Annotated in this window: 21 protein-coding genes and 1 other RNA gene; 15 read left to right on the top strand and 7 right to left on the bottom strand. The window is 64.7% G+C overall.

Going from position 1 to position 23,967, the window contains the following annotated elements; translation table 11 throughout:
• Positions 1 to 18: 18 nt before the first annotated feature.
• Genes JCM17207_RS00620 through JCM17207_RS00630 form a run of 3 tightly spaced genes read right to left on the bottom strand, consistent with a single transcriptional unit; the run spans position 19 to position 2,851 of the window.
• Positions 19 to 1,194 (bottom strand): DUF362 domain-containing protein, encoded by a 1,176-nt coding sequence (locus tag JCM17207_RS00620; protein ID WP_238315516.1) that lies wholly within the window; start codon positions 1,192 to 1,194, stop codon positions 19 to 21.
• A complete protein-coding gene (locus tag JCM17207_RS00625; protein WP_238315517.1) occupies positions 1,191 to 2,378 on the bottom strand; it encodes a pyridoxal phosphate-dependent aminotransferase in 1,188 nt (395 codons plus the stop codon). Before JCM17207_RS00625 ends, JCM17207_RS00620 begins: the two co-directional genes overlap by 4 nt.
• On the bottom strand, positions 2,378 to 2,851 hold the full coding sequence (locus tag JCM17207_RS00630) for an Lrp/AsnC family transcriptional regulator (protein WP_238315518.1): 474 nt from the start codon (positions 2,849 to 2,851) through the stop codon (positions 2,378 to 2,380). Before JCM17207_RS00630 ends, JCM17207_RS00625 begins: the two co-directional genes overlap by 1 nt.
• A 233-nt stretch (positions 2,852 to 3,084) precedes the next feature.
• On the opposite strand from JCM17207_RS00630, the gene JCM17207_RS00635 reads away from it, so the two are divergent.
• The 3 genes from JCM17207_RS00635 to JCM17207_RS00645 all read left to right on the top strand — a co-directional run bounded on the left by JCM17207_RS00635 (position 3,085) and on the right by JCM17207_RS00645 (position 5,014).
• A complete protein-coding gene (locus JCM17207_RS00635; protein WP_238315519.1) occupies positions 3,085 to 3,354 on the top strand; it encodes an ACT domain-containing protein in 270 nt (89 codons plus the stop codon).
• 17 nt (positions 3,355 to 3,371) lie between these two features.
• On the top strand, positions 3,372 to 4,739 hold the full coding sequence (locus JCM17207_RS00640) for a PFL family protein (RefSeq protein WP_238315520.1): 1,368 nt from the start codon (positions 3,372 to 3,374) through the stop codon (positions 4,737 to 4,739).
• Between the two features lie 68 nt (positions 4,740 to 4,807).
• The gene (locus tag JCM17207_RS00645; protein WP_238315521.1) at positions 4,808 to 5,014 is read left to right on the top strand and encodes a DUF378 domain-containing protein; all 207 of its coding nucleotides are present in this window, start codon (positions 4,808 to 4,810) and stop codon (positions 5,012 to 5,014) included.
• Between the two features lie 69 nt (positions 5,015 to 5,083).
• Here JCM17207_RS00645 and JCM17207_RS00650 read toward each other — a convergent pair whose 3' ends face one another.
• The 3 genes from JCM17207_RS00650 to JCM17207_RS00660 form a co-directional block, all read right to left on the bottom strand.
• Positions 5,084 to 5,761 carry an AhpC/TSA family protein gene (locus tag JCM17207_RS00650; RefSeq protein ID WP_238315522.1) on the bottom strand — a complete coding sequence of 226 codons (678 nt, stop codon included), beginning with the start codon at positions 5,759 to 5,761 and terminating at the stop codon, positions 5,084 to 5,086.
• Between the two features lie 146 nt (positions 5,762 to 5,907).
• Positions 5,908 to 6,112: non-coding RNA, 6S RNA (gene ssrS, locus JCM17207_RS00655), on the bottom strand.
• Positions 6,113 to 6,124: 12 nt separating this feature from the next.
• Complete coding sequence (locus tag JCM17207_RS00660; RefSeq protein WP_238315523.1) at positions 6,125 to 6,439, bottom strand: DUF1292 domain-containing protein; 315 nt, start codon at positions 6,437 to 6,439, stop codon at positions 6,125 to 6,127.
• 262 nt (positions 6,440 to 6,701) lie between these two features.
• On the opposite strand from JCM17207_RS00660, the gene JCM17207_RS00665 reads away from it, so the two are divergent.
• The gene (locus JCM17207_RS00665; RefSeq protein ID WP_238315524.1) at positions 6,702 to 7,430 is read left to right on the top strand and encodes a peptidylprolyl isomerase; all 729 of its coding nucleotides are present in this window, start codon (positions 6,702 to 6,704) and stop codon (positions 7,428 to 7,430) included.
• A 73-nt stretch (positions 7,431 to 7,503) separates the two neighbouring features.
• On the opposite strand, the gene ruvX is transcribed toward JCM17207_RS00665, so the two are convergent.
• Positions 7,504 to 7,935 carry a Holliday junction resolvase RuvX gene (gene ruvX, locus JCM17207_RS00670; protein WP_238315525.1) on the bottom strand — a complete coding sequence of 144 codons (432 nt, stop codon included), beginning with the start codon at positions 7,933 to 7,935 and terminating at the stop codon, positions 7,504 to 7,506.
• A gap of 147 nt (positions 7,936 to 8,082) precedes the next feature.
• Here ruvX and JCM17207_RS00675 point away from each other — a divergent pair, with 147 nt between their 5' ends.
• The 11 genes from JCM17207_RS00675 to rnc all read left to right on the top strand — a co-directional run bounded on the left by JCM17207_RS00675 (position 8,083) and on the right by rnc (position 23,967).
• Positions 8,083 to 11,457, top strand: a complete 3,375-nt coding sequence (locus JCM17207_RS00675) for a PD-(D/E)XK nuclease family protein (RefSeq protein WP_238315526.1) — start codon at positions 8,083 to 8,085, stop codon at positions 11,455 to 11,457.
• A complete protein-coding gene (locus JCM17207_RS00680) occupies positions 11,454 to 15,134 on the top strand; it encodes a UvrD-helicase domain-containing protein (protein ID WP_238315527.1) in 3,681 nt (1,226 codons plus the stop codon). Before JCM17207_RS00675 ends, JCM17207_RS00680 begins: the two co-directional genes overlap by 4 nt.
• Positions 15,135 to 15,366: 232 nt before the next feature.
• On the top strand, positions 15,367 to 15,927 hold the full coding sequence (infC, locus tag JCM17207_RS00685) for a translation initiation factor IF-3 (protein ID WP_238315528.1): 561 nt from the start codon (positions 15,367 to 15,369) through the stop codon (positions 15,925 to 15,927).
• A gap of 20 nt (positions 15,928 to 15,947) precedes the next feature.
• The gene (rpmI, locus tag JCM17207_RS00690) at positions 15,948 to 16,151 is read left to right on the top strand and encodes a 50S ribosomal protein L35 (RefSeq protein WP_238315529.1); all 204 of its coding nucleotides are present in this window, start codon (positions 15,948 to 15,950) and stop codon (positions 16,149 to 16,151) included.
• Between the two features lie 63 nt (positions 16,152 to 16,214).
• Positions 16,215 to 16,565: a 50S ribosomal protein L20 gene (gene rplT / locus JCM17207_RS00695; RefSeq protein WP_238315530.1), complete on the top strand. Its 351-nt coding sequence runs from the start codon at positions 16,215 to 16,217 to the stop codon at positions 16,563 to 16,565.
• 157 nt (positions 16,566 to 16,722) lie between these two features.
• Positions 16,723 to 17,505: a TrmH family RNA methyltransferase gene (locus JCM17207_RS00700; protein ID WP_238315531.1), complete on the top strand. Its 783-nt coding sequence runs from the start codon at positions 16,723 to 16,725 to the stop codon at positions 17,503 to 17,505.
• 11 nt (positions 17,506 to 17,516) lie between these two features.
• Complete coding sequence (dprA, locus tag JCM17207_RS00705; protein WP_238315532.1) at positions 17,517 to 18,641, top strand: DNA-processing protein DprA; 1,125 nt, start codon at positions 17,517 to 17,519, stop codon at positions 18,639 to 18,641.
• Positions 18,642 to 18,718: 77 nt separating this feature from the next.
• On the top strand, positions 18,719 to 20,806 hold the full coding sequence (topA, locus tag JCM17207_RS00710; protein ID WP_238315533.1) for a type I DNA topoisomerase: 2,088 nt from the start codon (positions 18,719 to 18,721) through the stop codon (positions 20,804 to 20,806).
• A 5-nt stretch (positions 20,807 to 20,811) separates the two neighbouring features.
• Positions 20,812 to 22,200: a methylenetetrahydrofolate--tRNA-(uracil(54)-C(5))-methyltransferase (FADH(2)-oxidizing) TrmFO gene (gene trmFO / locus JCM17207_RS00715; protein ID WP_238315534.1), complete on the top strand. Its 1,389-nt coding sequence runs from the start codon at positions 20,812 to 20,814 to the stop codon at positions 22,198 to 22,200.
• Between the two features lie 21 nt (positions 22,201 to 22,221).
• Positions 22,222 to 23,235, top strand: a complete 1,014-nt coding sequence (gene plsX, locus JCM17207_RS00720; RefSeq protein WP_238315535.1) for a phosphate acyltransferase PlsX — start codon at positions 22,222 to 22,224, stop codon at positions 23,233 to 23,235.
• Between the two features lie 57 nt (positions 23,236 to 23,292).
• A complete protein-coding gene (rnc, locus tag JCM17207_RS00725; protein WP_238315536.1) occupies positions 23,293 to 23,967 on the top strand; it encodes a ribonuclease III in 675 nt (224 codons plus the stop codon).

The following is a 23,967-nucleotide window of genomic DNA, read 5'->3' on the forward strand; positions in this document are numbered from 1 at the left end:
GGGGCCTCCTTTGGCGGTTTAATGGCGGAAGATGCTGCTCTGCTGGACGGCGATGGCCTTGACGGGGCACATCTCGTGGCAGCAGAAGCAGCGGATGCAGTCCCGGGAGCGGATGTGAGCCCGGCCGTTCAGGATGCGGATGGTGTGCTGGGGGCAGATCTCGGCGCACTTGCCGCAGCCGATGCACTTGTCCGCCCGGATCACCGGGTGGGGGGCCAGCAGATGCTCGGCGGCCTTGGCCGCCGGGCGGAGCAGCCCCGGGAATCGCATGTCGGCAAAATCGGTGCTCCCTTCGCCCCCCTGGGCGAAGCTGACGGGCAGCTTCCAGGCCGGGGTGGGGGGAACAAAGGCGGCGGTGTCCCCGGCCAGCTGGCCGGGCTCAAAGGCGGTACCGCAGAGCCCCCGCCGCTGGGCGGCCGCCAGATAGGGCACCCGCATGGGGTCCAGGCCGATCAGATAAGCCGCCGCCAGGTCCAGGGCGGGCAGGTCCTCGCTGGCCAGCAGCAGACCCAGAGAGCGGGGCTCGCCTCCTGAGGGGCCGTCCCCCTCCATCCCCACGACGGCGTCCAGAAGGGCCATCCGGGGCTTGACGGTCTCCAAAAGGTCGATCAGCATCTCACCGAACCGCTCCCGGTCGGGGTAGCGCATATGCCACTCGGCCTTTTTGAGGCCGGGAATCACCCCGAACAAATTTTTGCAGGCGGCGGTCAGGCCGGTCATCACATGGGTTTTCAGCTTGGGCAGATCGATGATGAAATCTGCCTGGGCCACCGGCCGCAGAATCTCGAACTGCTGGGCCGCCTTGCCCTGGGCGGGGACGATCACCGTCTCGCAGGTGGTGTAGGCGCAGACCCCTTCTTCGGCGCAGACGTCGGCCAGCCCGCTGACCCGGTAGAGGGCCTCCATCTGGCCGGGGTTATAGATGCCGCCGGCCGAGTCGGCCACCGTGATATTCTCGCACAAAGCGCCCCGCCGCTTGCAGGCTCGGATCACCGCCCGCACAATCTCGGGGTGAGTGGTGACGGCCTGGTCGGGGTCGGCCTTGGCCAGGAGGTTCGGTTTCAGCAGGATTTTGGTCTCGGGGCCGATCTCCCGGGTGCAGTCCAGGGAGGCAAAGAGGGATTCCACCGCCGCCTCACAGAGGGCGGGGTCGTACCGATCCGCCCTCTGGACCCATACCGGCGCGCCGGTCATTGCTCTGCGCAGGGGGCGCCGATCTCCTGCAAAAATTCGCCGATCCGTTTCAGGGCTTCTTTCAGGTGCTCCACCGAGTAGGCGTAGGACACCCGGCAGTACCCCTCACCCGAGTCGCCGAAGGCGTCGCCGGGCACCAGGGCCACATGCTTTTGTTCCAGCAGCCGAGTGCAGAACTCCTGGCTGGTCATGCCGGTGGACTGGATGCAGGGGAAAGCGTAGAACGCGCCCTTGGGCTCAAAGCAGGTCAGGCCCAGGTCGTTGAACCCCTTGACCACCAGGCGGCGGCGCATGTTGTACTCGTCCCGCATCTGCTCGATTTCCTTGTCGCACTCTTTCAGGGCCACGATGGCGGCGTACTGGCTGGTGGTGGGGGCGCTCATGATGGCGCTCTGGTGGATCTTGGTCATGATCTGGATGATGGGGGCCGGGCCGCAGGCGTAGCCCAGCCGCCAGCCGGTCATGGCGTAGCTCTTGGAGAAGCCATTCACCACCACCGTCCGCTCCTTCATCCCGGGCAGGGAGGCAATGGAGATATGGCGGTTGGCGCCATAGGTCAGCTCCGAATAGATCTCATCGGACAGGACGATCACATTGGTGCCCCGCAGCACCTCGGCAATGGCCTCCAGGTCCTCCCGCTCCAGCACTGCGCCGGTGGGGTTGTTGGGGAAGGGCAGGATCAAAAGCTTGGTGCGGGGGGTGATGGCCTGGCGCAGGGCCTCGGCGTTCAGGCGGAACTCATCCTCCAGCCGGCAGGGCAGGTGGACCGGCACACCCCCGGACAGGGTGGTGATGGGCTCATAACAGACAAAGCAGGGCTCGGGGATGATGACCTCGTCCCCCGGGCTCACCAGGGCCCGGACGCACATATCAATGGCCTCGCTGCCGCCCACCGTGACCAGCACTTCGTGAAGGGGATCATAGTCCAGCTCGAACCGGCGCTTGAGGTAGCGGCAGATCTCCACCCGCAGCTCTTTCAGGCCGGCGTTGGAGGTATAGCGGGTGCGGCCGTGTTCCAGACTGTCGATGCCCGCTTCCCGGATGGCCCAGGGGGTTTTGAAATCCGGCTCGCCCACCCCCAGGCTGATGCACTCAGGCATCTCGGCGGCCAGATCAAAGAATTTGCGGATGCCGGAGGGGCGCATGGCCGCCGCAGCAGGCGCAATCAATTTTTCGTACTCCATTACAGCAGCTCTCTTTCGTCAATTTCATCCATCTGATACAGCTTGCCCTCCCGCTTGTAGGTGCGGAGCACAAAGTGGGTGGCGGTGGACAGAACGTCGTCCAGGGGGGACAGGCGCTTGGCCACAAAGAGGGCGATCTCCTGGAAGGTCTTGCCCTTGATGACCAGCTGCAAGTCGTAGCCGCCGCTCATCAGAAGGACGCTCTCCACTTCGTCGAAGGAGGCGATGGTGTTGGCGATCTCATCAAAGCCGCGGCTCTTTTTGGGGGAGACGTGGAGCTCGATGACGGCCTCCACCCGGTCGACGCCGGCCTTCTCCCAGTCCACCAGGGTCTTGTAACCCTTGATCAGGCCCTGGGCCCGGGCCAGGTCCATCATGGCCGAAACCTCGGCCGGGGATTTGCCCAGCATGGCGGCGATATCCTCCACAGGGAGCCGGGCGTTGTTTTCCAGAATCTTCAAAAGCTGTTCCATAGCACAAACACTCCTTGTATTGCATCGATCGTATGCCCCAGTATAACACAGCCCGCGCGGGATTGCACCCCCTGTTTTTAGGAGCATGAAGCGGCGATCCGCGCTTTTTTCCAAAAAGAGTGTTCAAAATTCGTCAAATCTGCTATACTGTAAAGACATGGGGCGGGCCCCATGCCAAAGCCGCAGAACATCTCGCCGTTACAGGCCCAAAAAACAGAAAAGGGATGGGAATTATGAAAGCGTTTATTACCGTTGTTGGCCGTGACACCGTGGGTGTCGTTTCCAGGGTGTCCACCCTGTGCAGTGAGCTGAACATCAACATCGAGGATATCTCCCAGAGCATTCTGCAGGGGATGTTCGCCATGATTATGCTGGTGGATCTGGCCGGGTGCAACGTCACCCACGAGGAGCTGCGGGCCCGGGTGGAGGCTCTGGGCCAGGAGATGGAGATGCAGATCAACCTCACCCGGCAGGAAGTCTTTGACGCGATGCACACCATTTGAGGGAGGGCACAGAAGGAATGAGCATGTTTAACAAGGGGGACATCCTCGAAACCATCGAGATGTTCACCCAGGAGAATTTGGACGTCCGGACCGTGACCATGGGCATCAGCCTGCTGGACTGCATTGACCCGGACCCCGAAAAAGCCTGCCAGAAAATTTACAATAAGATCATCGCCAAGGCCGCCAACCTGGTGCCCGCGGTGGAGCACATCAGCGCCGAGTACGGCATCCCCATCATCAACAAGCGGATCAGCGTCACCCCCATCGCCATGCTGCTGGGGGCCTGCCCCGACGCCGACCCCGTCAACTTTGCCAAGGCTCTGGACGCCGCCGGCAAGAAAGTGGGGGTCAACTTTGTGGGTGGCTACACCGCCCTGGTCCAGAAGGGTTTCTCGGCCGGCGACCTGCGGCTGATTGATTCCATCCCCCGGGCCCTGGCCCAGACCGACATTGTGTGCAGCTCGGTGAACATCGGAGCCACCAAAGCCGGTCTGAATATGGACGCCGTCAAGCGGATGGGCCAGGTGGTCCGTCAGACCGCCGAGATGACCGCCGACCGCCAGTGCATCGGCGCGGCTAAGTTGGTCATCTTCTGCAACGCGCCGGAGGATAACCCCTTTATGGCGGGTGCTTTCCACGGCCCCGGCGAGCCCGACTGTGAGATCCATGTGGGTGTCTCGGGGCCCGGCGCAGTCCGCGCCGCTCTGGCCCGCCTGCCCAAGGACGCCCCGGTGGACCAGGTGGCCGAGCTGGTCAAGCGGACGGCCTTCAAGATCACCCGGGTGGGCCAGCTGGTGGCCCGGCTTGTCTCCCAGGAGCTGGGAGTGCCCGCCGGCATCATCGACCTGTCCCTGGCCCCCACCCCGGCCATCGGCGACAGCGTGGCCAACATTCTGGAGGAGATGGGCCTGGCCCAGTGCGGCTGCTGCGGCACCACCGCCTGCCTGGCCCTGCTGAACGACGCCGTCAAGAAGGGCGGCGTCATGGCCTCCAACCATGTGGGCGGCCTGTCCGGCGCCTTCATCCCCGTCAGTGAGGACGAGGGGATGATCCGGGCCGCCGAGTCCGGCAGCCTGACCATCGAAAAGCTGGAAGCCATGACCGCCGTGTGCAGCGTGGGCATTGATATGGTCATCATCCCCGGCGACACCAGCGCCGCCGTTATCAGCGGCCTGATTGCCGACGAGGCGGCCATCGGCATGGTCAACTCCAAGACCACTGCCGTCCGCGTCATTCCTGCCATCGGCCGGAAAGCCGGCGAGGTGCTGGACTTCGGCGGCCTGCTGGGTTACGGCCCCATCATGCCGGTGAACCAGCGTGACCCCTCGATCTTTATCAACCGGGGCGGCCGTCTGCCCGCCCCCATGCAGTCCCTGAAAAACTAACCGCTCGGCGGCAATGAATAAACTTCCTTCCCCCAGGGTATCCTATCTGCGGGAAGGAGGTCTTTTTTGTGCAGACCTTTTATAAAATTTGTATCCTGCTTACGATCGTCGGCGGCATCAACTGGGGCCTGATCGGGCTGTTCCAGTTCGATTTTGTGGGCTGGCTGCTGGGCGGCAGCGCGTCGGTGTGGTCACGGATCGTGTTCACACTGGTGGGCGTGGCGGCCATCTGCGGCATCCCCACCCTGTTCTCGGAACAAGTCGGCGAGGAATAACAAAAAAACCGGCACTGCCCCACGGCCAGGGGCCGCAGACAGTGTCGGGAAGTACATGGAAAATATCAATCAGAAAAACAGGGAGGACATGGCGTCCGATTCCTCTTCTTCCGGGGAGCGGCCCAGCGCCTGGGCCAGATCGGGCAGGGTCAGGGTTTCGTCCGAGCGGGCGGGGTCGGATTTTTTGCCCGCAGCTTGAGACACCCGGCGCACCTCCTCGCAGATGGAGCGGATGGTGCCGCAGTCTTCGGGCAGGTCGGTGAGGCTGCGGCCGTAGTGGGCGAAAAGGATTTTCCCCTCCGGGCCGATCACCAGGGTCAAGGGCAGCATCTGGGGAGCGTTTTTGTCGTAGGAGAACCCCTGGGCCCGGGCGTTTTTGAAGATCCGCTGGGCCGCAAAACTCCAGCTCTGGAGGATGCCCGCCTGTTCCACCCCCATAAAGTTATACAGCACCCCCTGGCCGTCGCAGATCAGCGGGAAGGGGAAGTCCCGCCCTTCCAGCACCGAGGCAACCTCCTGGGAGCTGGAGCGCACCACACAGGCCAGCCGCACCCCTTTGAGCTGGCCGAGGCTTTTCAGGTAACGGGCGATGTACTCCCGGGCGATGGGGTGGCCGAAGGCAGGCAGGAAGATCATGGCCAGCAGCTCGCTGCCCTGGCACAGGGCATAGAAATCGTTGCCCGGCGCAAGGGGAGTGTCGTAGGTGAAACGGGGGATGGATGTACCGATCAGGTGTTCTGACCGCATGGCCTTGCACTTCCTTTCCGGCCTGCGCCGCCGCAACCGGGCGCGGGCCGCCATATTATAAAAAATCCGTCCAAAACTCCCGGGGAGCCTTCGACGGGTTCCGAGTCAAAAGGTACAGAAACAACAAAAAAACAAACAAATAAAAAGAAAATCCCGCCCGGTCGTCTGCGGCTAATCAAACCTACCCTTACGGACAGGTGGGTGCCCTGCCGCCGGTTTCGCGCTTCCTCATCGAGCCTCTAGGGTCGAGCCCTAACGGGGAGGTCTGCAATCTGCCGGCGGACGCCAAGCTCCCAATGATTGATTAGTAGGATCATATAAACCGCAACAAGTCGAGCCGGGCAGGATTCTGCCATAGGGATGTTACTCGATATCGAAGTTCTCGCTCAGACGCTGCTCAAACAGCTTGCTGACCTCGATCAGAGTTTCGTCGTCTTCCACGACGTCGAGATATTCGCCGTTCTCGTCCTCGCCGACGCTCAGGATAACCAGCTGAGCATCCTCGTCGAGCTGGGATTCATCTTCCACATACTCGACCACGGCCAGGTAATGGACGCCTTTGTGGTCCAGCGCGTCGATCACCTCAAAGGTGACCTCGTTGCCGTCCTCGTCTTCCAGCGTCATGAGATCGGGCTCGTATTCCTCTTCGGGAGTGATATTCTTGTTTTCCTCTGCCATAAGACAATTCTCCTGTCCTTGTGGGGGATTGGGCCTTTGGCCGGCCCCTGTTACGAGTATAGTGTAGCGTTTTTTGTTCCGCTCGTCAAGATGGGAATTGCGGAAAAACCGGCCCTCAAATTTTACCGGGACAGACCCTCGCGTCCCACCGTTTTTTATGCTATACTAAAAAATACACCGGCTTTGCGGGGCGCTCCCGCCGGGCCGGGCGGGTCCGCTTTCTGGCGGACACAATACAAGGATATGAAGCAAGGTGAAAATTATGCATCCTAAAATTCGCTGGCTGGCCCTGGGGCTGGCCCTGGCGGCGGCGCTGGCCCTGGCCGGCTGCGGCAAAACCAGCGAGGGGAATACCAAGATCGACCGCCCGACGGTCCAGTCCGCCGAGCGCCAGTTCGCGGGCCCGTCGGCGGGGGATACCATCGCCATTTTTGATACTTCGGCGGGGCAGTTCCGGGCGGTGCTCTACCCGGATCTGGCGCCCCAGGCCTGCGAAAACTTCATCGGCCTGGCCCAGGGGGGCTACTACAACGGCCTGACCTTCACCCGCACCGAATCGGGCTTTGTGATTGGGGCCGGGCAGACCGCCGACGGCCAGGTGACCACCCTTTGGAACGGCAAGGGTTACCCGGTGGAGGCCACCGACCAGCTCCACCACTATTCGGGGGCCCTCTGTGCGGCCACGGCGGAGGACGGGCTGGGGTACAGCGTCTTTTATGTGATGCAGACCCTGCCCGGCGGGCTGGATCAGGAACTCACCGACCAGATGACCGCCCAGGGCTACCGGCAGGAGGTCATGGACGCCTACCAGGCCGCGGGGGGCGCGCCTTATCTCGATTACACCGACACCGTTTTTGGTCAGGTATATGAGGGGATGGAAGTGGTGGACGCCATCGCCCAGACCCAGCTCCAGACCGATGAGTCGGGCCAGACCACCGGGGTGGTCACCATCAACAGCGTGACCATCGCGTCCTATCAGCCCGAAGGATAACAAAAGACAAAGCAAGGGGCCGCCTGGTGAATTTTCCACCGGGCGGCCCCTTGTTGGTTGAAAAAAGCTGGGGTTATTCCTCGCCGGGGTGATTCTTCCGCCAGGCGAGATAATTTTCCAGGATGACCGAGGCGCTCACCGCGTCCAGAATGGCCTTCCGTTTTTTGCCAAAGGTGCCGTTCTCGCTCAGGATGCCTGCGGCGGTGATGGTGGTTTGGCGCTCGTCCCACATCCGGACGTGCAGGCCGCTCATCTCTTCCAGCATGGCCCCCAGTTTCCGGCTCTTTTGGGCCCGGGCGCCCTCGGTGCCGTCCATGTTCCGGGGCAGGCCCAGAACGATCAGCTGGGCCCGGTTTTCCTTGGCGGCCTCGCAGACCTTGGCGGCCACCTTGGCCATGGATTTTTCTTCAATCTGGGGTTTCAGGGGGGTGGCCAGCAGCTCGCTGGGGTCGCACACCGCCAGCCCGGTGCGGCTGTCGCCGTAATCTACTGCTAAAATCTTCATGGATGTCCTTTCTGTCGCTGCCGTTGCGGCGGGGGAAATATAGTTTTATCTTACCACAGATAAGCCCCGGGTGCAAAGAAAAACGGGTGTTTTTCTCCGCTTTGTGGTACAATAGGGGCCGAAATTGATTTCTCAGGGAGGGCTGTTATGTTAAAACTGGTTTTGGGCGGGTCTGGCAGCGGAAAAACCACCCACCTCTACGCCCAGCTGCGGGCCCGGGCCGAGGCGGGGCAGCCCAGCATCCTGCTGGTGCCCGAGCAGTTTACCTCCAGCACCGAGGCCCGGCTCTACCGGGAGCTGGGGGACGAGCTGTCCGGCTGGGTGGAGAGTTTCTCCTTCACCAGCCTGGCGGAGCGGATTCTGGAACAGGAGGGCGGCGCGGCGGTGGAAACCCTGACCGACGCGGGCCGGGCGGTGCTGGTGCGCCGGGCGCTGGAGGAATTGCAGGACAACGTCCACTACTACTACCGTCACCGGCGGAGCGCAGCCTTCTGCCAGATGGCGGCCCAGACCATCGACGAGCTGAAAAGTGCCGGGCTCACCGGGGGCCAGCTCTACGATCTGGCCCAGAACTGCGGCGCCGAAAAAACCAAACTCACCGAACTGGCCCTCATTTTCCAGGGATACGAAACCTTACTCTCCCAGACCGGCATGGACCCTTCCGACCGGCTGGAGTTGGCCGCCCAGCGGCTGGAGGATGCGGCGGGCCGGGGTCAGCTGCCCGAATTCCTCGAAGGGCGGGCGGTATTCATCGATGAGTTCGATACCTTCAACGCCCCCAAAAAGCGACTGATGGGGGCCATGCTGGCCGCCCTGCCCGAGGTGACGGTGGCCCTCTGCGACGATGGCGCCCCCCTGGCCGAGGGGGACCTGAGCCTTTTCTCGGGGGCCAAGCGGGTGGCGGCCCAGCTGAAAACCCTGGCCCGGAAAAACGGGGCCGAGGTGGCCGCTCCCCTCTGCCTGCGGGAGGATCTGCGCCACAGAGAGGCCCCCGGTCTCGCGGCAGTGGGCCAGCTGATCGCCTGGGACAGCTGCAATCCCGTCCCCACCCCGGCGAAGGAGATCCGGCTCTACCCGGCCCCCAGCCGGGAGGAGGAAGCCCGGGCCGCCGCCGGGGCCATCCGCCGTCTGATGCGGCAGGGGGTTCGGTGCGGCAAGATTGCGGTGGTCTGCCGGGATCTCGAAAAATACCGGGCCGCCCTGCGGTATGAGTTCCGGATGGCGGAGATCCCCCTCTATTGTGACGAAGCCACCACCCCCGAATTCAGCGCCCCGGCCACGGCGGTGCGGGCGCTGCTGGATCTGGTCCGGGGGATGGATTACACCGAAAATCTCACCGCTCTGGCCAAAACCGGCCTGTGCAAGCTGGAAGAGGCCGAGGTCTGCGCCCTGGAAAACTACGCCTATACCTGGTCCCCCGGCGCAGCGGCCTGGCGCCAGCCCTTCGAGAAAAATCCCCGGGGCTTTGGGGCGGCGGACAACCTGACCGAAGAAGAACTCGAAACCCGGGACGCCGCCGAAAGAGCCCGGGCCTTCCTCATCGAGCCGGTGGAGCAGCTGCGGGCCAAAGCCAAAAACGGCAACGCCGAGCAGTTGAGCCGGGCGCTCTATTTCTGCCTGACCGCCCTCGGGGCCGAGGAGCAGCAGGCTGCCCAGGTAGAGGAGATCCGCCGCCTGCGAGGGATTCCCGCCGCCGAGGAGGCCGCCCGGGAGTGGAACGTGGTAATGGGCCTGCTCAACCAGATGGCGGGCCTGCTGGGGAGCCAGACCGTGACGGTGGCCGAGTACGCCGATTTGTTCGGGCTGCTGCTCCGATCCTCCGACCTCGGGCACATCCCCCAGAGCCTGGACGCAGTGATCCTGGCCTCGGCGGGCAAGATGCGGCTGGACGAGCCGGACTATGTCTTTGTGTTGGGCCTGGCGGAGGGGGAATTCCCCGCTGCCCCGGGGGAGAGCGGCCTTTTGGGCCACGCCGACCGGGACGCCTTAATCCGCCAGCAGATCGAGCTGCCCGACTGCTTTGAAAACCGGGTGGTCCGGGAACAGGTCTGTTTTTACAAGGCCCTCACCGCCCCGGCCAAGGGGCTCTGGCTCAGCTGGCCCCAAGGGGCCGGGCTGACCCTCTGCGCGGCGGCCCAGCCCATCGTGGAGACCCTGGCCCCGCCGGCCCCGACTCTAGAATTAACGGACATGACGGCCACCCCCGCCGCGGCTCTCGACTGCCTCGGGGGTGGCTGGCCCCTGGCGGGGGGCGAAAAGGCCAGCCTCACCCAGGCGCTGGAGGAATACGCCCCCGCCCGGGCGCGGGCGGCCTCGGGCCTCGCCATGCTCCGCCGGATGGAGGAGAACCCGCCCCGCCGGGTCCAGAACCTGCCGGCTCTGGCGGGGCTTTTGGGGAGCCGGATGCAGGTTTCCCCCAGCCAGATGGAACAATATTACAGCTGCCGCTACGGCTATTTTCTGCGGTATGTGCTGGGCTTGCGCCCCCGCAAACGGGCTGAGCTCTCCGCCGACCAGAGCGGCACCCTGATGCACTGGGTGCTCCAGATGGCCCTGGACCCCGACCCCCATCCCGGCCCCGACGGCCCCTGCGAGACCCGGCGGCCCGGTCCTTTTGCTGAATTGGACGACGGCCAGATTGCCGATCTGGCGGCGGCCCTGGTGGAGGAATACGCCCGGAAGTTTCTGCCCGAGGACACCGCCCGGCTGCGGTATCTGCTCTCCCGTCTGGTCAAGAGCATGGCCTCGATTCTCTGCTACCTGCGGGACGAGCAGCGCCAGAGCGGCTTTGCCCCGGTGGCCTGTGAGCTGAAAATCGGGGAGGGGGGCGTCACCCCCCAGGTTTACCAGCTCTCCAACGGCCGGACGGTCCGGCTGGTGGGCACCGTGGACCGGGCCGACGAGTGGGTGGAGGCCGACGGCACCCGCTGGGTGCGGGTGGTGGATTATAAAACCGGCACCAAAAAGCTGGACCTGAAAGAGGTCTACTGCGGCCTGAACTGCCAGATGCTCCTGTATCTCTTCAGCCTGACGAGGGACGAGAGCGGACGGTTCACCGGCGCACAGCCTGCGGGGGTGCTGTATCTCTTGGCAGACCCCGCCCCCAAACTGGCCACCCGGGCGGATGCGGCCCGGGCCGGGGGCTGCGAGCTGGACGGCCTTTTGCTGGACGAGACCAAAATCTTTGAGGCCATGGACGCCGACCAGACCGGCCGGTATCTGCCTTTCAGCTGCAAGGACGGCAAACCCAGCTCCCACCCCAGCCACAAGGCCAAGCGGGCCGACAGCGCCAAGCTCGGCCGGATCGAGGAACACCTGGACGAGCTGGTCCGCCAGATGGGAGAGCAGCTCTACGGCGGTCAGATCGAGGCCGCCCCCCTGGTGGGGAGCCGTTCTCCCTGTGCCTGGTGCGATTACAGCTTTATCTGCTGCCACGAGGAAGGGGTGGGCGAGCGGGAGCTGAACGCCCCCGACCATCCCTTTGAGATTACACCCGAGACGGAGGAGGAAAAACAGCCATGAGCACCCCCAACTGGACCCCCGCCCAAAAGGCTGCCATCGAGGACCGGGGCGGCGCGCTGCTGGTCAGCGCAGCGGCGGGCAGCGGCAAGACGGCGGTGCTCACCGAGCGGGCCGTCCGCCTCATCACCGACCCGGAGCGCCCTCTGGACGCCGACCGGCTTTTGATCGTCACCTTTACCAACGCCGCCGCCGCCGAGCTCCGAGCCCGGATCGGCGAGGCGCTGTTTCAGCGCAGCCTGGCCCAGCCCGGCAGCGCCTGGCTCCGCCGCCAGCGGATGCTCTTGCAGCGGGCCCCCATCTGCACCATTGACGCCTTTTGTTTGGATTTGCTCCGCCGGTACTTCCAGGCCCTGGACATCCCCCCGGACTTTACCCCCGCCGACCCGGGCAGTGTCCAGACCCTGCGGGCGGCGGCCCTGGCCGACACCCTGGAACAAGCCTACCAGGACCCCGACTTCTGCGCCTTTGCCGACCTCTACGGCAAGGGCCGCACCGACCGGGCAGCCGGGGAGGCCGTTTTGCAGGTCTACGATTTCCTTCGGGCCCTGCCCGATTACCGCCGGAGGTTAGAGGAATACCTGGCTCCCTGGCAGGCGGAAAACGGCTTTTCTTCCACCGGCTGGCACGACCTGCTTTTAGCCGAGGCGGCCCGGTGCGCCCGAGCTGGGGGCGAGCTGGTGGCAGCGGCCCTGGCCGACTGCAAGATGGATTTCGCCCAGGCTCAGCTGGACGCCGCCGAGAGCAAAAAGACCCCCGCCGCCAAGGAGAAAGCCGTCCGGGCCGAGAACGAGCGGTTCGCCGAGCCCCTGGAACGGCTGGAAGCAGCCCAGCAGCTTCTGGGCCGGGTGGCCCGGCTGGCGGAGGGGGGCCAGTGGGAGGAGCTCTACGATCTGTTGACCCCCTATGTGCTGGGGATGAACCCCCTGCCGGGGCTGAAAGGGATGAAAAAGCGGCTGGTCGGGGAACACAAAAACGCCGTGAAAACCCGGGCCGAAGAGGCCGCCGGGCTGTTCGGCCAGATTCTCGAGCTGATCCCCTGCAGCCTGACCGAGGCCGAGGCCGACCGTCAGGCCGCCCTGCCCCGGCTGCGGGCCCTCTTCGCCGCGGTGCGGGATTTCGACGACCGCTTCACCGCCAAAAAGCGGGAGCGGAAACTATTGGAGTTCAGCGACTTCGAGCACCTGGCCCTCCGGCTTTTGCGGGGGGAGGACGGCCAGCCCACCCCCCTCTGTGGAGAGATCCGGGCCGGGTTCGGCGCGGTGATGGTGGACGAATACCAGGACACCAACGCTTTGCAGGATGCCATTTACCGGTGCCTCGCCAGCCCCTCGGGAGATAACCGCTTTTTGGTGGGGGACCTGAAACAGAGCATCTATCGCTTCCGCCAGGCCGACCCCAGCATCTTCCGGGAAAAACTGGATTCCTGGCCCCTGCTGCCCGGGGGCTTGGCCCGGCCCCGCCCGGCGGAGGGGACAGAGGGCGAAAACGCCCTGCTGGCCCTGGACGCCAACTTCCGCTCGGCCCCCCGGGTAGTGGCCGGGGTGAACTATTTCTTCGAGCAGCTTATGAGCCCCGAGCTGGGGGACACCGCCTACGGCGACGGCCAGCGGCTGGTCTGCGGTGCGCCGGGGGAATACACCGGCGGGGTGGAGGCCCAGTTCCTGCCCGACGACACCCCCGAGACCGACGCGGCCTGGATTGCCGACCGGATCGCCGCTCTGGTGGCGGAGGGATTCCCGGTGCGGAGCGGGGGCTCTACCCGCCCGGTCCAGTACCAGGACTGCTGCATCCTGCTGGCGGCCCGGGGAGAGTTCGCCGCCTACACCTCGGCGCTCGAGGCCCGGGGGATCCCGGTCTATGCCGACACCCGGGAGAACCTGATGGAGGCGGCCCACATCCGGCCCCTGATCGCCCTGCTGCGGGTCATCGACAACCCCGCCCAGGACGTGTATCTGGCGGCGGCCATGCTGGGGCCTTTGTTCGGCTTCACCGAGGACGATCTGGTCCGGCTGCGGGCTGCCCGGCGGAAAACCAGCCTCTACGGCGCGGTGGTCCAGCTGGCCCAGCAGGAGGACCCTGACCCCTTCGCCGAAAAAATCCGCATCTTTTATGAGCGACTGCGGGAGCTTCGGCGGCTCTCCCACAGCGTCCCCATGGAGCGGCTTTTGGAGGAGATCTTCGCCTCCACCGGCTACCTGGCGGCCCTGGGGGCCATGCCGGACGGCATCCGCCGCCGGGAGGACGCCCGCCGGTTCGCAGCCTTCTGCGCCGGGACCGGCGCCGGGGGCGTGCCCGCTTTAGTGCGGGCCATCGATGCCGCCGAGGCCGCTGGGGGCGAGACCGGCCAGGACACCACCCCCGGTTCGGCCCGGCCCGGCTGTGTCACCATCATGACCATCCACCGTTCCAAGGGGCTGGAATTCCCGGTGGTGTTCCTGGCCAACACTGGCCGTCGGTTCAACAGCGCCGACACCCGCCAGCCGGTGCTGCTCCACCGGGAATATGGCGTGGGCCTGCGCCTTCGCCCCGAGGAAGGGGAGGGCCTTTACAAAACAGCAGCCTATACCGCCCTTTCCGCCGTCCACACCCGGGAGCTCAAGAGCGAGCAGATGCGGCTTTTATATGTGGCCCTGACCCGGGCCAAGGACCGGCTGATTCTCACGATTCCTCTGGGCATCTCGAAGGCCGCGAACCCCCTGGCGAGGGCGGCGGCCTTCCTGGCGGCGGGGGCCGGGCCCACCCTCTACCAGCAGGGGAATAGCTTTGCCGACTGGCTCCGGGTGGCGTTGCTGGTCCACCCCTGCGGCGGCAAACTGCGGCGGCTGGCCGAGGACCTGGAACTGTCTTTTGTCCGCACCGACAGCGTCATCGAGATCACGGTGCAGGAGGACGCCGCCGAGCCCGGGGAAGAAGCCCAGCCCGCCGCCCCCGAGCTGGCCCCCGCAGACCCGGCCCTGACCCGGGCACTGCTGGAGGGCTTCGGCTGGCAGTACCCGGCGGCGGGGTTGGCCCAGGTGCCCGCCAAGGTCAGCGTCACCAGCATCGTCCACGCCGCCGACGAGACCACTCTGGAGCGCCCGGCCTTCCTCTCGAAAGACGGCCTCACCGCCGCCGAGATGGGCACCGCCCTCCACGCCTTTTTGGAGCACGCCGACTTTTCCGCCCTGGCGGCGGGGCTGGCGGGCGGCCCCGAGGCCCTGGCGGAAGCCATCCGGGCCGAGGGGGAGCGGCAGGTGGCCGAAAAGCTTACCCCGCCCCAGATCGCCGAAAAGCTGGACGAAAAACGGATCGCCGCCTTTGTCCGCAGCGAGGCCTTCGACCGGATTCGCTCGGCGGAAAAGGTGTTACGGGAATATGCCTTCATCACCGCTCTGCCCGCCCCGGCGGTGCTGGCGGCCCAGGGCAAAGAGCCCCCCGTCGGGGCCGAGGGGGCCCGGGTGCTGGTCCAGGGCATCGCGGATCTGTTGCTCATCTACCCCGACCACCTGGAACTGTTGGACTACAAGACCGACCGGCACAAGACCGAGGCGGAGTTCCTCGCCGCCTACCGCCCCCAGCTGAACCTCTACGCCCTGGCCATTGAGAAGCGTTTTGCCCCCAAAAAGATCACCTACAAGGGGATCTACGCCTTCTCCCTGGGGCGGCTGATCGATGCGGGCGGCCCGGCGGAGGAATAAACAGCGATTTTTGGCCGCAGAACAGCAAAAAAGCCCTTGACAGAGCGTGCCCGGCGTGGTAAAATCATCGGGTAAAGAAAGCAGCTACGGCCTCTGCCGCGCTCGCCTTGTGGGTTCCATCGCCCCGGGCTATACCGAAATGACAGCCTCTTGAGGCTGCACTTTTCTGTGAATTTTGTGCGCGGCTGCCCGTTTTGTGGGTGGCCGCGTTTTCTATGCCAAGAAAGCAACTATGGATTCATTGTTTGGAGGTGCATTTACAATCGCTACCACTGGAAAGTCGAAGGAACTGGAAATCAACGGTCAGATCCGTGATCGTGAAGTTCGCCTGATCGGTACCGACGGCGAGCAGAAGGGTGTGGTCACCATTCAGGCGGCCATGCGCGCCGCCGAGGAGGCTGGCCTCGATCTGGTCAAGATCGCGCCGCAGGCAGTTCCGCCTGTATGTAAGATCCTGGATTACGGCAAGTATCGCTTTGAACAGCAGAAGAAGGAGAAGGAAGCCAAGAAGAACCAGAAGGTGGTCGAAGTTAAGGAGACCCGCCTCTCGCTCAACATTGACACCAACGACTTCAACACCAAGGTGAACCAGACAGCCAAGTTCCTTGCTGCGGGCCACAAGGTGAAAGCCTCGATCCGCTTCCGTGGCCGCGAGATGGCGCACAGCGCCCTGGGCGCCGATGTGCTCAAGCGCTTCGCCGAGGCGCTGCCCCAGGCGAGCATGGATAAGCCGCCGGTGCTCGAAGGCCGGACAATGTCCATTCTGCTGATCCCGAAACCCAATAAGGACTAATCTTTAGGAGGAAACTTAAAATGGCTAAAATGAAACTGAAGACGCATTCCGGCGCAAAGAAGCGCTTTAAGCTCACCAAGAACGGCAAGGTCAAGCGCGGCCATGCGTTCCGCAGCCATATCCTGACCAAGAAGACCACCAAGCTGACCCGCGGCTACCGCCAGCCCAGCTATGTGGACAGCACCAACGTCGCTGCCCTGAAGAAGATGCTGCCCTACGGCTAATCTTTCCGGAATCTGAGCGACTACACACCAACACAGACAGTTACGTTAAAGGAGATATAAAAAATGGCACGTATTAAAGGCGCTACGATGACCCACAAACGTCGTAAGAAGATTCTGAAGCTGGCCAAGGGCTTCTACGGCTGCAAGAGCAAGCATTTTAAGATGGCCAAGCAGCAGGTCATGAAGAGCGGCAACTACGCTCTGGCTGGCCGCCGCATGAAGAAGCGTCAGTTCCGCAACCTGTGGATCTGCCGCATCAACAACGCAGTTCGTCCTCTGGGCATGAACTACTCCACCTTTATGAACGGCCTGAAGAAGGCTGGCATCGAGCTGAACCGCAAGATGCTGAGCGAGATGGCGATCAACGATCCCAAGAGCTTTGCCGCTCTGGTCGAGTCCGTCAAGAACGCCTGATAAATGATCCTGACCGACGCCCGCGCGTGTATACACGCGGGCGTCCCTTTTGTATATGGGCCACGCGGCAGGCAAACACGAGGGGCAGCGCCCTGCCGCGGGTTTTTTCCGCATGGCAGACGCGGCCCCTTTTTGTTTTGCAGGCAGGAGGTACAGCATGGACGAGATCATCACCAGCCGGGAAAATGCCAAAATCAAATACGCCTGCCGTCTGGCTTCCAGCGCGGCGTTCCGCCGCAGCGAGGGGCGGTTTTTGGCCGAGGGTCGGAAACTCTGCCCCGAGCTGGCCAAGGGCGCACAGCTGGAGACTTTGTTCTATACCGCCCAGGCCGCCGAAAAATGCCCCGAGCTGGCTTCCCTGCCCGGGGAGCACTACCGGGTGGAGGACCATGTGGCCGATAAACTGGCCGATGTGGGCACCCACCAGGGGGTGTTCGGGGTGTTCTGCACCCCGGCCCATACCCTGGAGGAGGTCCGCCCCGGCGGGCGTTATCTGGCCCTCGAGCGGGTGCAGGACCCCGGCAATGTGGGGACCCTGGTGCGCAGCGCGGCGGCCTTCGGCTTCGACGGGGTGATCCTGTCGGAGGGGTGCGCCTCTCCCTTTGCCCCCAAGACCCTCCGGGCTTCCATGGGGGCGGCGGTGCGGCTGCCGGTCATCGAGACCGGGCCCATGCCCGGGGCGGTGGCCGCCCTGCGGGCCAAGGGAATCACCTGCCTGGCGGCAGCTCTTTATAATTCCCAGCCCCTGAGCCAGGCGGCCAGCCGCTACCCCGGCGGGGTCTGCGTGGTCATCGGCAGCGAGGGCCAGGGCCTGGCGGAGGAAACCATCGCCGCCTGTGACGCCGCCGTCCGCATCCCCATGACCGACCGGGTGGAGAGTCTGAACGCCGGCATTGCGGGCAGCATCCTGCTCTGGCATTTCCGGGAGGAAACCCTGTGACCGGCGGGCGGATGAATTTCTATCCGCCGGAGGAGCAGCCCGACCCCCTTTTGTGCTGGCTCTGGCTGGTCCATACATTGGGCTATGCCAGCCCCTGCGCCGGGCGGGTGCTGGAAACCTTCGGGGATGCCCAGACCGCCTGGGAAGAGCGGGCGGGCCCGGAGTTCCGCCGGGCGGCGGGGGCCGCGGCCACCCAGCGGGCCAACCAGCCGGGCAATACCCCGGAATCCTGCCGCCCCCTGGCGCTTCGGTGCCGGGCCGCCGGGGTGAAAATCCTGACCTATGCCGACGAGGATTACCCCCTGGCCCTGATCCGCACCCCCGATCTGCCGCCGGTGCTCTACTGCACCGGGGACACGGCCTACTTAAACGCCCCCGGCGCGGTGGGGGTGGTGGGCAGCCGCCGCCCCGACGGTTACGGCATCCAGGCGGCGGGGAACTTTTCCCGGGCGCTGGCCCAGCAGGGGGCGGTGATCGTCAGCGGCCTGGCCGACGGGCTGGACAGCGAGGCTCACCGGGCCGCGGTGGAAGCCAGCGCCCCCACCATCGGGGTGCTGGGAGTCTCCATCGACCGGACCTACCCTGCATCCAACCGGCTTCTCCGCCGGAAAATCGAGGATTGCGGCTGTGTCATCAGCGAGTATGGCCCCGGCGAGGTGGTCCAGCCCCGGGCGGGCTTTTTGCAGCGCAACCGGCTGATCGCCGGGCTGTCCAAGGCGCTGCTGGTCATCCAGGCCCGGGAAAAAAGCGGCACTATGTCCACCGTGGGCCACGCCGAGCGGTATGGCCGGCCCATCTTCGCCCTGCCGGGGAATGTCTTTTCCGACTACTGTACCGGCACCAACGGGCTGATTCAGTCGGGACGGGCGAAACTGGCCCTCCGGCCGGGGGATCTGTTCGAGACCCTGGGCCTCGGCGACCGGCCCGCCGCGGCGGTGGCCCCGGCCCAGCCCAGGAAAGAACTCTCTGACCGGGAACGCCGGGTGCTGGGCTGCATGGGGGCCGAGCCCGCCAGTGTAGAAGAACTGGCCGCCCGCAGCGGTCTGCCCACGGCGGCCCTTTTGAGCGCCCTCATGACCCTCCAGCTGGGGGGCCGGGTGCGGGCTCTGCCCGGGCAGCGGTATATTTTGCGCTGAAAGGGCGAACAACACTGGGGAGCCGCCCCGGTGGGGGCAGAAAAGCCCCGATCAATCATGACAGAGGATGATAAAGCATGGCAAAACTGGTTATTGTGGAGTCGCCCGCAAAGGCGAAAACCATTGGCAAATATCTGGGCAAGGACTATGAGGTCACGGCCAGCATGGGCCATATCCGGGACCTGCCCGCCTCCCAGCTGGGCATTGACGTGGAGCACGGCTACGCGCCCCAGTATATCAGCATCAAGGGCAAGGAAAAACTGATCCGGGAGCTCAAGAGCAAGGCCAAAGCCGCCGACGGCGTCCTGCTGGCCACCGACCCGGACCGGGAAGGCGAGGCCATCAGCTGGCACCTGGCCAACATCCTGGGCCTCGACCCCAAACAGCCCAACCGGATCACCTTCGACGAGATCACCAAGAAGGGCGTGCAGGAGGGCATGGCCCACCCCCGGGCCATCAACGAGGATCTGTTCAACGCCCAGCAGGCCCGGCGGGTGCTGGACCGTCTGGTGGGCTACAAGCTCAGCCCCTTCCTTTGGCGGAAGGTCCGGCGGGGCCTGTCGGCGGGCCGGGTTCAGAGCGTGGCTGTCCGTCTGATCGACGACCGGGAAAAAGAGATCGAGAACTTTAAACCCGAGGAATACTGGAACGTGGACGCCGTGCTGGGCGCCGGGAACAAGAAGTTTACCGCCCGGCTGGCCACCGACGCCGCGGGCAAAAAGCTGCTGCCCCGCACCGAGGCCGAGGCCCGGGCCATTGAGGCTGGGCTCCAGGGCGCGGAGTACACTGTGGGCGAGCTGAAACGGGGCAAACGGGCCAAACAGCCCACCCCGGCCTTTATCACCAGTACCCTCCAGCAGGAGGCCTCCCGCCGGCTGGGGTTCACGGCCACCCGCACCATGCGGGCCGCCCAAACCCTCTACGAAGGCGTGGACATCGCGGGCCACGGCACTATGGGTTTGATCACCTATATGCGTACCGACAGCCTGCGGATCTCGGACGAGGCCGTGGCTGCAGCGAAGGAGTATATCGCCGGGGCCTATGGCGAGGCCTATATCTGCCCCTATAAGCGTACCTGGAAGACCCGCAGCGCCACCGCCGCCCAGGACGCCCACGAGGCCATCCGCCCCTCGGTGCCCAGCTTGACCCCCGACGAGGTGGACAAGAGCATCAGCGGCGACACCGCCAAGCTCTACCGGATGATCTGGAGCCGCTTTATGGCCAGCCAGATGGCGGACTGCCAGCAGGACACCGTCTCGGTCACCGTCTACGCGGGGGATTACCGGTTCAAGGCCAGCGGCTATACCGTGACCTTCGACGGCTTCACCGCCCTGTACGAGGAAGCCACCGACGAAAAAGAGAAGAAAGAGACCAGCCTGCCCCCTCTGGAGCAGGGCCAGGTCCTGAAATTAAAGGAGCTCAAGAGCGAGCAGAAGTTCACCCAGCCCCCCGCCCGGTACACCGAGGCAACCCTGATCAAGGCGCTGGAAGAGAACGGCATCGGCCGCCCCTCCACCTACGCCCCCATCATCACCACCATCATCGACCGGGGCTATGTGGAGCGGGACAACAAAAAGCTGAAACCCACCCTGCTGGGCCGGACGGTGGACGGCCTGATGCTGGAACAGTTCCCCCACATTGTGGACGTGGATTTCTCCGCCGAGATGGAGAAAAACCTGGATAAAGTCGAGAGCGGCCAGGCCGACTGGCGCAAGACGGTGGACGACTTCTACCAGAGCTTCGACGCCAGCCTGAAAGCCGCCGAGAAGAATATGGAGGGCAAAAAGGTCAAGGTGCCCGATGAGCCTTCCAGCGAGGTGTGCGATCTCTGTGGCCGCCCCATGGTCATCAAGGTGGGCAAGTACGGCAAGTTCCTGGCCTGCAGCGGCTTCCCCGAGTGCAAGGGCACCAAGCGTCTGGTGAAGGACACCGGCGGCATCTGCCCCAAGTGCGGCCAGGGCCGGATGCTGGAGCGGAAGAGCTCCAAGGGCCGGATCTACTACGGCTGTGAGCGGTACCCCGACTGCGATTTTATGACCTGGGATACCCCGGTGGCCACCAAGTGCGAAAAGTGCGGCTCGACTCTGTTCCGCAAGGGGCAGAAGCTCTACTGCGCCAAAGAGGGCTGCGGCTTCGAGATGCCGGTGCCCAAGAACAACGGGTGAAATGAATGAATCAGACACAACTTCATGTCAAAGTCCTGGGCGCGGGCCTGGCGGGCTGCGAGGCTGCCCTCTGGCTGGCGGGCCAGGGGGTCCAGGTGGACCTCTACGAGCAGAAGCCGGTCCACTTCTCCCCGGCCCATAAAAGCGAGGGCTTCGCCGAGCTGATCTGCTCCAACAGCCTGAAAGCCGAGCGGCTGGACTCCGCTTCCGGCCTGCTGAAAGAGGAGATGCGCCGGATGGGCAGCCGGCTCCTGAAGGCCGCCGAGACCGCCCGGGTGGCGGCGGGCGGTGCTCTGGCGGTGGACCGGGACGCGTTCAGCGCCGAGGTCACCCGGATGGTCTGCGACTGCCCGGGGATTACCGTTCACCGGGAGGAGGTCACCTCCATCGACGAGTCCGAGCCGGTGCTGGTGGCCACCGGCCCCCTGACCGAGGGGGCCCTGGCGGACGAGATCGGTCGGCTGACCGGGGACGAGCGGCTGCATTTTTATGACGCAGTGGCCCCCATCGTCACCGCCGAGAGCCTGGACTACGACAAGGTCTTTGCCGCCTCCCGCTATGGCCGGGGGGAGGCCGACTACCTGAACTGCCCCTTTAACAAGGCAGAATACGAGGCGTTCTACGAGGCCCTGGCTTCGGCCGAGCGGGCCCCCTTGCACGACTTCGACGAGGGGGCCGAACAGGCCCAGCCCGACCCGGACGCCCACGGCAAAAAGGCCGACACCGTCACGGTTTACGAGGGCTGTATGCCCATCGAGATCATGGCGGCCCGGGGGGCGGATACCATGCGGTACGGCCCCCTGCGTCCGGTGGGCCTCACCGACCCCCGCACCGGCCACCGCCCCTGGGCCAACGTCCAGCTGCGGGCCGAAAATCTGGAGCGCACCCTCTATAACATCGTGGGCTTCCAGACCAACCTCAAGTGGGGGGAGCAGAAGCGGGTTTTCTCCATGATTCCGGGCCTCGAGCACGCCGAGTTTGTCCGGTACGGCGTCATGCACCGGAATACCTTTTTGGATTCCCCCCGGGTGCTGACGGCCCAGCTCTGCCTCAAGGAGCACCCCAATGTTTTCTTTGCCGGCCAGATCACCGGCTTTGAGGGGTATATGGAGAGCGCGGCCTGCGGCCTGCTGGCAGCCCGGAGCATCTACGCCCGGCTCACCGGCCGCACCCTGCCCCCGCCCCCGGCGGACACCATGTGCGGCGCTCTGGTGCGGCACCTGACCACCGAGAATAGAAACTTCCAGCCCATGGGGGCCAATATGGGCATCCTGCCCCCGCTGGAAAACCGCCCCCGGGACAAACGGCTGCGGTACATGGCCCAGGCCGAGCGGGCGGTGGCCAGCTTCCAGCGGTGGGTGGAGGAGAACGCCCCCACACAAGAGAGCCTGTAAACAGGCGGAAAGGAACGGCATATGAAGATTATTCTGGATATGATGGGCGGCGACAACGCGCCGCTGTCCAACCTCGAGGGCGCGGCCCAGGCCGTCAAGGAATACGGCGTGGAGATCATCGGCCTGGGCGACGAGGCCGCCTGCCGCAAGGCTGCCGCCGAGAAGAATATTTCTCTGGACGGCATCCAGCTGGTGAACTGCACCGAGAACATCGAGATGTGCGATGAGCCCGCCCGGGCCGTCCGCACCAAAAAGGACTCTTCCATCGTGGTGGGCCTCAATATGCTGAAAGAGGGCAAGGGCGACGCCTTTGTCTCGGCGGGCAGCACCGGCGCCCTCCATGTGGGCGCCAGCCTGATCGTCCGCACCCTGCGGGGGGTCAAGCGCCCGGCCCTGGCCACCATCATCCCCGCCAAGAATAAGGCCTATATGCTGCTGGACAGCGGCGCCAACGTGGAGTGCCGCCCCGAGATGCTGGCGGCCTTTGCGGTCATGGGTTCCTGCTATATGGCCCGGGTGGAGGGGCGGAAAAACCCCACCGTGGCCCTGGCCAACAACGGCGCCGAGGAGAGCAAGGGCACTCCCGTCCTGCGGGAGGCTCATCAGCTGCTCAAGACCACCCCGGGCATTAACTTCGTGGGCAACATTGAGCCCCGGGATGTGCCCAATGGCGACGTGGACGTGGTGGTCTGCGACGGCTTCACCGGCAATGTCATCCTCAAGCTCACCGAGGGCGTGGCCAAGATGATCCTAGGGATGCTCAAGGAGATGTTTATGGCCAATGTGGGCAGCAAGCTGGCGTATCTCCTGCTCCGCAGCGGGGTGGCTGACCTGAAAAAGAAGATGGACAGCGAGGAATACGGCGGCGCACCCTTCCTGGGCGCGCGGCAGCCGGTGATCAAGGCCCACGGCTCCTCCAAGGCGAAGGCCATCAAGAATGCCATCCGCCAGGCCAAGATCTGTGTGGACAACGATCTGTGCGGCACCATGCAGGCCGCACTGGACGAGCTGGCCGCCCAGTCGGCCGGGGAATAAGCCACATACAGCGGGGCGGCCCTCGGGCTGCCCCGCGCCGGAAAGGGAGCAAACACCATGCGTCATCCACTGGAAAAAATCATCGGATATACCTTTAAGAACCCCGAGCTGCTCACCACGGCCCTGACCCATACCAGCTACGCCAACGAGAGCCGCACCCGGGTGCAGCACAACGAACGGCTGGAGTTTCTGGGGGACAGTGTGCTCCAGATCGTCTCGGCGGACTATCTCTTCCACGCCTACGCCGACCGGCCCGAGGGCGATCTGACCCGCATCCGGGCCAGCCTGGTCAGCGAGGGGGCCCTGTTCCAGTTCGCCCAGGAGATCGGCCTGGGGGACTACCTCCGCCTGGGCAAGGGGGAAGAGCGGTGCGGCGGCCGCACCCGGCCCAGCGTCGTTTCGGACGCCTTTGAAGCGCTGATCGCCGCCCTCTATCTGGACGGCGGGATGGAGGTGGCCCGGAGTTTCATCCTGCCCTTCATCACTGAGCGCAAGCACGCCGAGGCCGACTACAAGACCCGTTTGCAGGAGATTGTCCAGCAGAACCCCGAGGAAAAGCTGAGCTATGTGGTGGAGCAGGAATCCGGCCCCGACCACGACAAGCACTTCGTGGTGGCGGTGCGGTTCAACTCCGACTGTGTGGCCCGGGGCGAGGGCCGCAGCAAAAAAATGGCCGAGCAGCACGCCGCCCGGGAGGCCCTCAAGCTGCTGGGCGTGATTAAGGAACGCTGA

Source organism: Faecalibacterium gallinarum (assembly GCF_022180365.1).
Lineage (GTDB): Bacteria > Bacillota > Clostridia > Oscillospirales > Ruminococcaceae > Faecalibacterium > Faecalibacterium gallinarum.